This is a genomic window from Bradyrhizobium sp. 17 (assembly GCF_023073515.1).
Classification (GTDB): Bacteria; Pseudomonadota; Alphaproteobacteria; order Rhizobiales; family Xanthobacteraceae; genus Bradyrhizobium; species Bradyrhizobium canariense_D.
This window is the reverse complement of the sequence record NZ_JADPJQ010000021.1, coordinates 56,603-69,671: the sequence shown is the minus strand read 5'-3', so window position 1 is coordinate 69,671 and position 13,069 is coordinate 56,603. Positions and strand designations below refer to the sequence as shown.

The following is a 13,069-nucleotide window of genomic DNA, read 5'->3' as shown; positions in this document are numbered from 1 at the left end:
GTCCGTTCGCAGAATTCCCTTAAAAACTATCGCCAATGCGGGCAGGCTCAATGCGGGCAGGTCTCGACCTCGACGGTGACGTGGCTGAGCCCCTTCAGTCCGGCGAGCCGCTTCTTGTAGACCGCCGGCTGCTTCGGCTGGTCCGACACCACCGACACCAGCACGGCACAATGGCCGGGGCCGACCTGCCAGAGATGCAAATCGGTGACGCGGTCGTCGCCGATCTCCATGCGCGCCCGGATCACACGCTCGAGCTTCTCGTCAGCGCGCACGTCAAGCAGCACCGCGCCTGATGTCTTGATCAGGCCGAACGCCCAGCTCGCGATCACGGCGCTGCCGATCAGGCCGACCGCCGGATCGGCCCAGGCCCATCCCGAATACATGGCAACCAGGAGCGCGGCGATCGCCAGCACCGAGGTCGCCGCGTCCGCCATGACGTGGACATAGGCCGCGCGGAGATTGTTGTCGTGGTGGTGGTGATCATGGTCATCGTGATCATCATGCGCATGGCCATGATGGTGATGACCATGGTTGTCGCGGAGCAGCCAGGCACTGGCGAGGTTGACGCACAGGCCGAGGGCGGCGACCACTATCGCCTCGCCATAAACGATCGGCACCGGATTGATCAGCCGCAGCACGCTCTCATAGGCGATCTCGACCGCGATCAGGCCGAGGATGATCGCGCTGGCGAAGGCGGCGAGATCGCCGAATTTGCCGGTGCCGAAGCTGAAATGCGAGCTCCCCAGGTGCCGCCGCGCAAAGCGATACGCGAACGCGGCAATCCCCAGCGCCGCCGCATGCGTGCCCATGTGCCAGCCGTCGGCGAGCAGCGCCATCGAGCCGAACAGCGAGCCGGCGACGATCTCGCCGACCATCATGACCAGCGTCAGGATGACGACGAGCCAGGTGCGCCGCTCGTTCTCGTCGTGCTTCTCGCCCAGGAAGGCGTGGTCATGGGTCCATTGTTCGACGGAATGGGAATGCATCGCAAAGTCTCCGAGAGGTTCGGCCCGTTGACACCAATATAGACCTGCGGGAGGTCCGGGCAAAATCGAGGAACGAGCCGATTGACAGGTCGGGGGCGTTTCGGTGTAATGAAGGTCATGGGGATTTGAGCGATCTCCCCACGAGGCGACATGCCCAAGTATCGCGTCCCGTTTGTTCTTACGAGGGCGCATCATGTCTTCCTACACGACGATATCATCTGACAAGCTGGCACGGTTGATCGGCACGGCGAATGCCCCTGCCCTGATTGACGTGCGCACCGACGAGGATTTTGCCGCCGACCGGCGGTTGATCCCAGGTTCGATCAAGCTCAGCCACGACAATGTTCCGGAATGGGGTGCCGAATTCGCCGGCCGCACCGCCATCGTCTCCTGCCTGCGCGGCGCAAAGCTGGCGCAGGGCACGGCGGCCTGGCTCAGGCAGCTTGGGGTCCAGGCCGAGACGCTGGAAGGCGGATTCGAGGGCTGGAAGGACGCAAAGCTGCCGCTGCTCGATACCCGCAAGCTACCGCCGCGCGACGTCAAGGGACGCACCGTCTGGGTGACACGGGCGCGGCCCAAGGTCGATCGCATCGCCTGCCCCTGGCTGATCCGACGCTTCGTCGATCCCAATGCGGTGTTCCTGTTCGTGGCACCGTCCGAAGTGGTCGCCGTCGGCGAACGCTTCAACGCCGCCCCCTTCGACATCGAGAACGTGTTCTGGAGCCACCGTGGCGAGCTCTGCACCTTCGATGTCATGATCGAGGAGTTCGGGATTGCCGCGCCGGCGCTGCTCCGGCTCGCAACAATGGTACGCGGCGCCGACACCGCGCGGCCCGACCTTGCGCCGGAGGCCCCCGGCCTGCTCGCGGCTTCGCTCGGGCTGTCGCGGATGTATGATGACGACCTCGAACAGCTCGAGGCCGGCATGCTGCTCTACGACGCGTTCTACCGCTGGTGCCGTGACGCGACGTCTGAGACCCATAACTGGCCGACCAACAAGGCAAAGGCTTGATGGATACGCGTACGATCGAAACCGGAGCTGATGCCGGTCACGGCGTCAGCTTCAGTGAAGCCTTTCGCGTCTGGCTCCGTGTCGCCTGCCTGAGTTTTGGCGGGCCCGCGGGCCAGATCGCGGTGATGCACCGCATCCTGGTCGAGGAAAAGAAGTGGATCTCGGAAGGCCGCTTCCTCCATGCGCTGAACTACTGCATGCTCTTGCCGGGCCCGGAGGCGCAGCAGCTCGCAACCTATATCGGCTGGCTGATGCATCGCACTGCCGGCGGGCTGATGGCGGGCGGACTGTTCATCCTGCCCGGCATCATCGCCATCATGGGCCTCAGCTACGTCTACGCCGCCTACGGCAATGTCAGCTTCGTCGAGGCGCTGTTCTTCGGCTTGAAAGCCGCCGTGCTCGCCATCGTCGTCGAGGCCGTGGTGCGCGTCGGCAAGCGCGCGCTGAAGAACCGCATCATGATCGCGCTCGCCGCGATGGCCTTCGTCGCGATCTTCTTCTTTGCCGTCCCCTTCCCCATCATCATCATCGCCGCAGGCATCATCGGCTATGCCGGCGCGAGAAGCGGCCGTCCGGAGTTCGCGCCGGCCGGTCATGGTCACGGCGGCAGCAGCGCCTTGATCGACAGCATGCTGGGCGACGCCGTGCCCGATCATGTCCGACCCAACACCGCCCGCACCATTCGCGTCGGCGCGCTGTGGCTTGCGCTCTGGCTGGTGCCGGTGATCGCGCTCGTGCTTGTGCTCGGGCAGGCCAATGTCTTCAGTCACATCGCGCTGTTCTTCTCGAAAATGGCGATGGTCACCTTCGGCGGCGCCTACGCAGTGCTGGCCTATGTCGCCCAGCAGGCGGTCGAGCACTATCACTGGCTCAAGCCGCACGAGATGCTCGACGGCCTCGGCATGGCCGAGACCACGCCGGGTCCGCTGATCATGGTGCTCCAGTTCGTGGGCTTCATGGCCGCCTACCGCGACGCCAGCGGTCTGTCGCCGATGCTTGCGGCCACGCTCGGCGGATTGCTCGCGACCTGGGTCACCTTCACGCCCTGCTTCCTCTGGATCTTTGTCGGTGCTCCCTACATCGAACGGCTGCGCGGCAACACCGGGCTTGCGGGCGCGCTGAGCGCTATCACCGCCGCCGTCGTCGGCGTGATCCTCAACCTCTCGATCTGGTTCGCGCTGCACACGCTGTTCCGCGAGACCGTGCCGGTGCATGCGTTTCCGCTGGACTTCGACATGCCGGTGCTGACCAGCATCGACATCCCCGCGCTGCTGCTGTCGATCGCGGCGGCAACTGCGATCTTCCGGTTCAAGCTGGGGATGTTGACGGTGCTGGCCGGCAGTTGCGCGGCGGGCGTGGCGTTGCGGCTGGCGGGGGTGATCTAGGACACCGACTGATTGGTTCGTCACGTCCGGTTTGCCAATGGAAGGCATCGCTAAGCGGTCAGGGTTGCATGGCGACTATGCTCAGGGGCAAGGACCCAAGGACCGACCTTGATGAGCAGGCGTTTGGCCTAGAGGCCACGCGCGCTCGAAACACCGCAGCGACCCGCAGCAGGATCTTTTGGACCAACCGAGCGCTTTCCAAATAGTTGAGCGAAGGTGTCGGAACGAGGTGCCGCCGGACGTCTTCCCAGATATCGGCCCCAACCAGAGGTCATGCAATGGATAGTTCCATCCTGAAGCCTGCTTCGGAGCTTGCTGGTACGAACAAGGCTCATTTTCCCAACGAAAGCGTCGATTATCGTCGCGCCCGGCAAGACCTCCTGACGAAGGAGATCGAGCTGCGTCGTCAGATCGAGCTTGTCGCTGAACTGCGCCGGGCGCTTCCGCCCGGCGGCGAGGTGAAGAAAAACTACGTGTTTGAAGGCGAGAATGGCAAAGTGAATTTCGTCGATTTGTTCGACGGCAAGCAGACGCTCGCGGTCTACAGCTACATGTTCGGGCCGCAGCGGCAGACGCCCTGCCCGATGTGCACCTCATTCATGAGCACATGGGAGCACAAATTACCCGACATCGAGCAGCGTATCGGGTTCGTCTTCATCGCGCGGTCACCGATCGCCAGGTTGATCGAGGCAAAGAAGGCGCGCGGCTGGACGCGGCACAAGGTCTTCTCTGACATCTCCGGCGATTACACGCGCGACTATGTCAGCGCCGAGGATGCCGACGTGCCCGGCTACAGCGTGTTCACACAGCGCGACGGCACGATCCGACATTTTTGGTCCGGCGAGATGAGCGGCACGATGGCCGACCCCCAACAGGATCCGCGCGGCGCGCCCGACTTCGATCCGCTCTGGACCATCCTCGATACCACGCCAGAAGGCCGCGGCACCGACTGGTACCCAAAGCTCGCTTACTGAGCCTCCTGCCGTCAGTGATAGTGATAATGCGCGCGCGGCTTCGCTAGCATGTTGCAATGCCATCCGCGCGAAAGCGATGCCTGTGATCCTGACGAACCCGGACGAGGTCGAGACGTGGATGACCGCGCATGGGATGAGACCAAGGGCCTACAAATGCCAAAGCTGCGTTGTTGATCGTAGCTCGACCGGCATCCCGCTAAGCGTGACCCTCGCCGTCATTTTCGACGGAGCCGCCTTTCGGCGCTTTGTGAGGCATATCCCATCCAAAGTAGACTTCCACCCGAACGATCTTGTCTCCGCGAGCAGTGGTTACCTCGCAATTACGAAACCTGTGCCCCCCTGCGGCAGCTGCCTCATAGACGATGACTGCTCGGCTTCCATCCTCGGTCGCGATGACTTCATCGAACGAATTGGTCTTCTCGCTGTTGGGCCAGCAACGGCGCAGATAAGTCGCACGATCCAACTCATTGTCGATTGGACTTGAGAAGTGATAGTCGTCCGCAAGAAGCGCTTCGATCGCTGTCCGATCCTTATCGACGTATGCCTTTAACCTGGCACGTGCCAGATCGAGCGTGCTTTTCGTCATGCCGTTTTTCCTTTTAGAGTTCGACCGAACGTAAGGCCGACCGCGACTCTTCAACAAAGAGCTCGGGGCCTCAAGCTGGGCGAAAGCGCCTTCCCTTGCTGGCGTCATGCCACGATAGAAGCGACATCAGATAATTTGAGCCTTAACAACCTTCGGTAAAAATCGTTCCGGGCTCGCGCTGCACGCGCTTGGCCAGAATTCCATGAGGAATTTCGAGGTTTCCGTTGAATGTCCGTCCAGGGGCACAAGCCGTCGATGATGACCGCGCCGGCGGACTTACTCTCTGTCCTCAAAAGCTGCCGTCTCAACTCTTTGGGCGAAGCCGTCGTCCTCGCCTGCCCGTGCCCGTCGGGCAAAACAGCGACGACCACTTCCGCCACATCGCCCGTCAAGCCCACCTCGTAAAATATTCCACTTTACCGAAATTCGGATTTGACGTATAAGCGACATACCCTGGCCCGAGACAAGGGGCGGATCGCGATCGTCACGAACCGCGGGCTGGGCAGCGATGGACGCGACGGCGTCGGGCATAATAGGCATTGCAGGGCGGCTTCGGCTGTGAGCAATGGCTTTCGTGCCTACGACACGATGCCGAAAGCGTCTTGGCATGGCTTCGGGTGTGAGCACACGCCAGCACCCGAAGTCCCAGCGAGGACGTGCGCGGACGAACAAGTCGTGTGGTCCTGACGCCCGGGGTCTGTGCGTCAAGTCCTGCGGTGATGTGGCGGCCCAACCGGGCCGCGCGCATCAGTCATCTGCATGGCGACGGGGGCAATAGTGCATCGCTCCCCGAGGAGAGCACGAAGGACACGTTAAAACCATCGCGCAGGGAAGGCCGGGCGATCCGGCGAACCTGTGATCCACCCCGTGTGCATTTCTATCGCCACGGATCTGCGGGTGCCAGCCGGCGCCCGGCCTTCCCTGCGCCCTTGTCTCAATGAGGGCGATGCGACGACGCAAGACTCGGGCGGAACGCGCCGCGAGATCGCGAACTCTCGTCCGCCGTTTGAAACGTGCATCGGCGCGACGACTAATCTTGCCCACTCTCGCTGTCGTCGCCCGGCTTGACCGGGCGACCCGGTAGCCCAAGACAGTCGAGATTTGAGAGGAGAGGCCGCGGCGTACTGAATGCCCCGGTCGAGCCTGGGCATGACAGGCTAGCGCTATCGCATCAGTTCCAAGGTGGAAAGATTGGAACGGGGAGAATTCGCCCCGGTTAGCTCTCACTGCCGAAGAAATCCGCTTTTGGATGAGCCATGACCGATCTATCTATCGATGCGCGGCTGCTTGCCCCTGACAATGACCGGCACGGCGCCAATCTCACGGTCGTCGCTGTCGCGGCGGCAATTCTTCTGGCGGGCGCAGCGGCCTTGTCAGGCACGATTTCGTGGCAACAGGGATTGTTGTTTCTTCTCGGAGGCGCACTTGGCCTGACGCTGTACCATGCGCTGTTCGGGTTCACCTCGGCTTGGCGCGTCTTCATTGTCGCACGACGAGGCGCCGGCCTTCGCGCCCAAATGGTCATGCTTGCGCTGGCAACCGCCCTCTTCTTCCCGGCCCTGGCGCAAGGCACGCTGTTCGGCGTCGCCGTGCGTGGCGAGCTCGGCGCGGTGGGCGTGGGCATGCTCACCGGGGCATTCCTGTTCGGCCTTGGAATGCAGCTTGGCGGCGGCTGCGCGTCGGGAACGCTTTATACCGCCGGCGGCGGCAACACCCGCATGCTGGTGACACTGGCGGCCTTCATCGCCGGATCGACGCTCGGTGCATTGCATCTGCCGTGGTGGAGCGCGCTGCCGAACATCGGCGCCGTCTCGTTGATCGAACGGCTCGGATGGCTGCCGGCGCTCGTGCTCTGCTGGGCTGTTATGGCTGCAATTTATCTCATCACCCTCAGGGCCGAGATCGGCCGCCACGGCGAACTCGAGCCGGGAGCGCGGACGAAGCTGCAAGGCCTACGCCGCTTCATGCAGGGGCCATGGCCGCTGCTGTGGGGCGCGATCCTGCTCGCGATCGGAAATTTCGCCACGCTGTATCTTGCGGGACGTCCCTGGGGCATCACCTCCGCTTTCGCGCTCTGGGGATCGAAGATCCTGATGAGCCTCGGCGTCGACGTCGCGTCATGGCCCTATTGGCAGGGTGCTCGCGCGACCTCGCTGCACCAAAGCGTCTTCGCCGACATCACCTCCGTCATGGATTTCGGCATCATCCTGGGAGCGTTGCTGGCCGCAGGCCTCGCCGGCAAATTCCATCCGACATGGCGCATCTCCGCATCCTCGCTCCTCGCCGCCATCATCGGCGGCCTGCTTCTCGGCTATGGCGCCCGGCTCGCCTATGGCTGCAATATCGGCGCTTATTTCAGCGGGATCGCATCGGGCAGCCTGCATGGCTGGTGCTGGCTGGTGGCGGCTTTCGTCGGCAACATTCTGGGGACACATCTCCGACCGCTGTTCGGCTTGGCCGTCGAGCGGTAGGTTTTCGTCTGCGCGCCGTTTCATCAGACCGCCATGGCGGACGACGATTGAACCTAACGCATCATCATCCGCGCGATCGCCTCGCCAATCACCACGGTCGTGAAATGCGTGTTGGCCCGGCAATCCGATGGCATGATCGAGGCGTCGGCGATGCGCAGGCCGGAGATGCCCTTCACGGTGCCGTCAGGGTTGACCACGCCGTCGGCGCTCTCAAAGCCGGTCATACGACAACTGCCGGCGGCGTGCTGGATATCGCCGGTCTCACGGCGCAGCAGCGCATCCAGTTCATGCTCCGGCAAGGCCGCGGCTTGCGGCAGCGTCAGATCGGTGTCCGCGAGCCGGATCCAGTCGGCGATGCCTGATAGCGCCGGCTGGGAGGTGATCACGGCGAGCCGCTTCACCGCATCCTTCATGCGCAGCATGTCGCGGGGATCGGCCAGCATGTTTTCCTCGACGACGGGATCGATCGTGGGATCGGTCGAGGCCAGCTTGAGCGTTCCACGCGAATACGCGTTGAACAGCCCGGCGCCGATCGCGCCCGGCACGCCGATGCCGCGGTGATTGAAGGCGATCAGGATCATGTCGCGCTTGCCGCCCTCGGCGAGGCCCGACGAATAGGTCACGCAGCAATTGGTGTGGCGGGTGTCCGGATCGGTCGGCCGCAGGTCTTGGTGGAGCTGGATCGTGGCACGGAACAGCGGATGATCGAAGAAGTGCTTGCCGACCGGCAGGTTGCGCTCGACCGCGATCCCCATCGCCTTCAGCTCCTCCGCAGGACCGATGCCCGAGCGCAGCAGGATCGCTGGACTGTGGATGGCGCCGGCGCACAGCACGATCTGGCGCGCGCTGATCTCGCTGGTGCCCTGCCCCTCGATGTGAACGCGGAGGCCGGTTGCCCGGCCGTCGCTGATCAGCACGCGGTCGACCAGCGCATGCCCGCGAATTTCCAGATTGGCGCGGCCCCGCGCGGGCTCCAGATAACCCTCATTGGTCGTGATGCGGCGGCTGTCGCGGCTGTTGATGGGATAGCAGGCGACGCCCTCGCCGTCAGGGCCGTTGACGTCGGCGCACCAGGGATAGCCGCTCGCCAACGCCGCATCGCGCAAGCCGCGGTCGATCGGCCCCCATTTTTCCGGCGGCGCCCGATAGACCGGCAGCGGTCCACCGCGGCCGTGGCCGGCGGCGTCGCCGAATTCCAGATCATCCTCGATCACCGAGAACAACGGCATCACGTCCGTGGCCGACCAGCCGGTGCAGCCATTGGCGGCCCATTCGTCGAACGCAGCAGCGACGCCGCGGATGGCGATCTGGCCGTTCATCATCGACGAGCCGCCGAGCCCCTTGCCGCGCCAGTAGAAGCGCGGCTCCTGGCCGGCCACACGGCGCGTCAGAAGATCCGGCCATTGCCACTTCTCCTGGTACTCGCGCTTGTGGATGATCGGGATGGGATTTGGCGTCATCACCTCCCAGGGCGCCTCGTCGGCGCGCCAGTCCAGACCCGCCTCCAGCAGCAGGACGCGCCGTGCGGGATCTTCCGAGAGCCGCGCCGCAACAGCAGCGCCGGCCGAGCCGCCGCCGACAACAATGACATCGTACATCGCGCTACTTCTCAACGTTCCAGAACACCGGGATGGCGGACGGTATCAGACCGCGCGCACCGGCGGAACCAGACTGTCGCCCGACTACCCGATCCCCCTGCCGAACTTGTTCGACTTCGGGAATCCCTTCGGCGGCAGACGGCCGGCGTCCGCGCGAGAGCCTTTCCACTCGGCGAGCTCCTTCATGGTCGCGGAGAATTCGCGGCCGGCGGAGTCCTTCCAGGTCAGGCCCGTCTTGGCGTCGAACACTGCAATGTCGGAGAGGCCGCCGTCCTTGTACTTCTGCAGACGCACACCGCGGCCACGCGCCATCTCCGGCACCTGGTCGAGCGGGAACACCAGCATCTTGCGGTTCTCGCCGATGACCGCGACGGTGTCGCCGATCACCTCGGTGACTGTGCGCGCCTCGTTCGGCATGTCGACGTTGAGGACCTGCTTGCCCTTCTTGGTGGTGCCGACGCAATCGTCCTCGTTGACGACGAACCCTTGGCCCTCGTGGCTCGCGACCAGGAATTTGCGTCCGCCCTTGTTGACGAACAGCGTGACCGGCGCGGCCTCCGGCTCGAGATCGATGAACTGGCGGATCGGCTCGCCATGACCGCGGCCGCCCGGAAGTTTTGCGACATCGAGCGAGTAGAATTTTCCGTTGGTGGCGAACAGCAGCAGCTTCGAGGTCGTTTCCGCGAAGAACGCGAATCCGAGCTTGTCGTCCTGCTTGAAGGCCAGCCCCGAGAGATCCTCGACATGGCCCTTGAGAGTGCGGATCCAGCCCTTGTCGGAGACCACCACCGTCACCGGCTCGCGCTCGACAAGGGCCTCCTCGATCGCAGCGAGATCATGCTCTGGCGCGTCGGCAAAGGTGGTGCGGCGCTTGCCGAGCGGGGTCTTCGGTCCGAACATGTCGCGAACCTTGCCGACCTGCTCGCCGACTTTCTTCCACTGCTCGGGTTCGGACGCCAGCAGTCCCTCGATGCCCTTCAGCTCCTTGCGAAGATCCTTGTCCTCGCCGCGGATCTCCATCTCCTCGAGCTTGCGCAGGCTTCGGAGCCGCATGTTGAGGATGGCTTCGGCCTGCACCTCGGTGAGCTTGAACGCCTTGATCAGCGCCGGCTTCGGCTCGTCCTCATTGCGGATGATCCTGATCACCTCGTCGATGTTCAGATAGGCAATCAGCAAGCCGCCGAGGATCTCCAGCCGGCGCTCGATCTCGGCCTTGCGATGGTTGGTGCGACGGATCAGCACGTCGCGCAGATGGTCGAGCCATTCGCGCAAGCACTCCGCGAGCCCCACGACTTTGGGAATGCGGCCCTTGATCAGCACGTTGAGGTTCAGCGGAATCTTGTTTTCGAGCTCGGTCAGCCGGAACAGCGATTCCATCATCAGCGCGGGATCGACCTTCTTCGATTTCGGCTCGATCACGATGCGAACGTCTTCGGCCGACTCGTCCCTGATATCGCCGACCAGCGGCAGCTTCTTCTGGTCCAGCAGCTCGGCGATCTTCTCGATCAGCCGGGACTTCTGCACCAGAAAGGGTATCTCGGTGACGACGACGACCCAGGTGCCGCGCGCGCCCTCTTCCTGCTCCCATCGGGAGCGGACGCGAAACGAACCGCGACCGGTGGTGTAGGCTTCAGCGATCGCCTGCTTGGAATCGACGCAGATGCCGCCGGTTGGAAAGTCCGGACCCTTGACCCATTTCAGCAAGGCCTTCGACTTCGCGTCGGGCTTCTCGATCAGATGCAGCGCGGCGTCGCAGAGCTCGGCGGCGTTGTGCGGCGGGATCGAGGTCGCCATGCCGACTGCGATACCTTGCGCGCCATTGGCGAGCAGATTCGGGAAGCCGCCGGGCAGCACGATCGGCTCTTTCGACTGGCCGTCGTAATTGGGGCGGAATTCGACCCCGTCCTCATCGATTCCGTCGAGCAGAAGCCGCGCGACGTCGGTCATGCGCGCTTCGGTGTAGCGATAGGCGGCGGGATTATCGCCGTCGATATTGCCGAAATTGCCCTGGCCGTCGACCAGCGGGTAGCGCGAGGAGAAGTCCTGCGCCAGGCGCACCATGGCGTCGTAGATCGCCTGGTCGCCATGCGGATGGAACGAGCCCATCACGTCGCCGACGATTTTGGCGGACTTCTTGAATGCCGTGCCCGGGTCGAGCCGGAGCAGCCGCATGCCATACAGGATGCGCCGGTGTACCGGCTTCAGGCCGTCGCGCGCATCCGGCAGCGCGCGGTGCATGATGGTGGAGAGCGCGTAGGCGAGATAGCGCTCTTCCAACGCCTCACGCAGCGGCACCTCGTGAATTTCGGCCGGTTCCTCCGGCGGAATCAATCGTTTTCCCATGCCGCCCGGTTAAACCGTGGAAGCGAATCCGGCAAGGATCGATTGGTTCCCTGTGGCGGCCTACTGGCCGGCCCAGCCTGCGGTGAAGGTCTGGGTGGGTGGCGCGGCTTTAGCCCGCGTGGTGGCCGGGGCATTGGTCAGGCACCGCCGCGCGGTGTCGATCTCGGCCTCCGTCGCGCCTTTGGACCGTGCCCATGCCTCTGCGGCTGCAGCGGAATATTTAGCCACATAGAATCTGACGACGGTACAGGAAGCACGGCGAAAGACGCCCGGCTGCTCACCCGCGAGGGCGTCCGGCGCCAGCGCAATCAGCGCTGCCGATATCACAAGTCCCTTGATCAGCATGAGGCTATCCCCGGTTGGAACCCAAAATGGCAAGTCCGGGGAACCGACTTTTGTTCCAGCAAGGGCCGGTCCACTGAGGCAACGCAGAGCCGCGCCAAGCTCATGGCGCGGGAATGGCGGCCTTTGCCTGCTGTCGCGTCAGCGCGTTGATGAAGCCTGCCCGCGCATCGGAATGGCCTTGCCCGCGTGGTTCCAGCACGTGGCGCAGCAGGAACAGGCCGGTCAGTCGAAAGCCGTCCTGGAGGTCCTGATCGGTGAGGTCGCCCTGCACCTCGCTTTGGCGCAGGAACGGCGGCAGCCGCAACAGGCGGTCGCGCCACGGCTCGCCCGCCCCGCGGGACACCGCGCCGCCGGATTTGGGCGAGACGTAGATCAGGTCGGTGGTCTCTCCTGTCACCGCGCAGTTTTCCAGCGCCAGCCCGAAGCCGAGTTCGGTGAGCATTGCCAGTTCGAAATGGATCACGTGCACGGCCGCGCTGCCGATGTCGTCGAAATCGTCCAGCGAATGTTCGAGCAGCGCCAGGAGGTTTTCGTGCGGATCGCGCTCCGGCAGCAACCGCGCGATCGAGGCGAGATGGGTGATGCCGTAGACGCCGTGGGATGATCCCAGCAGCGTCGCCGCCCGCAGCTTGAGGCCCTCGATGGCATAGGTGCCGAGATGCTCGTCGAGCCGCGCCCGCCATACCGCGCGGAGGCTGTTGCCGGGCTGCAGCAACGGACGCATCCGAGAGCCGGCGCCGCCGCGGACGAGACCGAGATGGCGGCCGTGGGCACGGGTTAGCAACTCGACGATGGCGCTGCTCTCGCCATGCCGCCGCACCCCCAGCACGATGCCTTCGTCGGTCCATTCCATCGGTGAAGTCTAGCGGATTCCGGTCTTCAATCGTAGGGCGGATTGGCCGAAGGCCTAATCGGCCAATCGCGGGGGCACGCCTGGAAGGTGAATTGCGCGCCGCCAATCCACCCGACACGGCCTCACGCGTTGAACCAGCCCTGCGCGTCGCCGCGGAACGAGAAATACAATCCCATCGCGGTCAGCACGCAGGAGACGATCTCGATGGCGCTGTCGAGTTCCATGCCTTTCTCGCCGATGATCTGGCCGAGCGAGATCACCGACAGCACGAGCGCTGCCGCCAGCACCCAGCGCGGCCAGTTCTTGCGCCCGTGCGCGGCCAGCCGGACGAAATACACCAGCAGCAGGATCATGCCGCCGGCGAGCAGCGACGACGTCATGATCATCTGTTCGGTCATCTCGGCAGTCGGCGTGCGGTCCTGCACCGCCACCGACAAGGCATCCAGCATCAACGATGCATAGAGCAACGCTTCGAAGCGCCGTACGTTGCTGGGTACGCTCATCGTCGACCGATCT

Annotated in this window: 11 protein-coding genes; 4 read left to right on the top strand and 7 right to left on the bottom strand. The window is 64.0% G+C overall.

All coding sequences use genetic code 11. The features are described 5' to 3' along the window. Positions 1–47: 47 nt before the first annotated feature. Positions 48–986 (bottom strand): CDF family Co(II)/Ni(II) efflux transporter DmeF, encoded by a 939-nt coding sequence (gene dmeF, locus IVB13_RS04210; RefSeq protein WP_247487871.1) that lies wholly within the window; start codon positions 984–986, stop codon positions 48–50. Positions 987–1,179: 193 nt separating this feature from the next. Between dmeF and IVB13_RS04205 the strand changes: the two genes are divergently transcribed. The 3 genes from IVB13_RS04205 to IVB13_RS04195 all read left to right on the top strand — a co-directional run bounded on the left by IVB13_RS04205 (position 1,180) and on the right by IVB13_RS04195 (position 4,357). Then, on the top strand, positions 1,180–1,998 hold the full coding sequence (locus IVB13_RS04205; RefSeq protein WP_247487869.1) for a chromate resistance protein ChrB domain-containing protein: 819 nt from the start codon (positions 1,180–1,182) through the stop codon (positions 1,996–1,998). Beyond that, entirely contained in the window at positions 1,998–3,383 is a 1,386-nt protein-coding gene (chrA, locus tag IVB13_RS04200) for a chromate efflux transporter (RefSeq protein WP_247298209.1), read from the top strand. Before IVB13_RS04205 ends, chrA begins: the two co-directional genes overlap by 1 nt. A gap of 278 nt (positions 3,384–3,661) precedes the next feature. After that, positions 3,662–4,357 carry a DUF899 family protein gene (locus tag IVB13_RS04195; RefSeq protein WP_247298207.1) on the top strand — a complete coding sequence of 232 codons (696 nt, stop codon included), beginning with the start codon at positions 3,662–3,664 and terminating at the stop codon, positions 4,355–4,357. A gap of 196 nt (positions 4,358–4,553) precedes the next feature. On the opposite strand, the gene IVB13_RS04190 is transcribed toward IVB13_RS04195, so the two are convergent. Next, the gene (locus tag IVB13_RS04190; RefSeq protein ID WP_247298205.1) at positions 4,554–4,943 is read right to left on the bottom strand and encodes a nuclear transport factor 2 family protein; all 390 of its coding nucleotides are present in this window, start codon (positions 4,941–4,943) and stop codon (positions 4,554–4,556) included. A 1,256-nt stretch (positions 4,944–6,199) separates the two neighbouring features. Here IVB13_RS04190 and IVB13_RS04185 point away from each other — a divergent pair. Further along, entirely contained in the window at positions 6,200–7,414 is a 1,215-nt protein-coding gene (locus tag IVB13_RS04185; protein WP_247402573.1) for a YeeE/YedE family protein, read from the top strand. 53 nt (positions 7,415–7,467) lie between these two features. Here IVB13_RS04185 and IVB13_RS04180 read toward each other — a convergent pair whose 3' ends face one another. The 5 genes from IVB13_RS04180 to IVB13_RS04160 form a co-directional block, all read right to left on the bottom strand. After that, positions 7,468–9,012, bottom strand: a complete 1,545-nt coding sequence (locus IVB13_RS04180; protein ID WP_247298789.1) for a GMC family oxidoreductase N-terminal domain-containing protein — start codon at positions 9,010–9,012, stop codon at positions 7,468–7,470. Positions 9,013–9,096: 84 nt separating this feature from the next. Next, on the bottom strand, positions 9,097–11,355 hold the full coding sequence (gene parC, locus IVB13_RS04175; protein WP_247487867.1) for a DNA topoisomerase IV subunit A: 2,259 nt from the start codon (positions 11,353–11,355) through the stop codon (positions 9,097–9,099). Positions 11,356–11,415: 60 nt separating this feature from the next. Further along, positions 11,416–11,700, bottom strand: a complete 285-nt coding sequence (locus IVB13_RS04170) for a hypothetical protein (RefSeq protein WP_247453207.1) — start codon at positions 11,698–11,700, stop codon at positions 11,416–11,418. Between the two features lie 100 nt (positions 11,701–11,800). Further along, positions 11,801–12,553, bottom strand: coding sequence for a DNA repair protein RecO (gene recO, locus IVB13_RS04165; protein ID WP_247487865.1), 753 nt, complete (start codon positions 12,551–12,553; stop codon positions 11,801–11,803). A 122-nt stretch (positions 12,554–12,675) separates the two neighbouring features. Further along, positions 12,676–13,056 carry a hypothetical protein gene (locus IVB13_RS04160; RefSeq protein WP_018458405.1) on the bottom strand — a complete coding sequence of 127 codons (381 nt, stop codon included), beginning with the start codon at positions 13,054–13,056 and terminating at the stop codon, positions 12,676–12,678. Between the last annotated feature and the right edge of the window lie 13 nt (positions 13,057–13,069).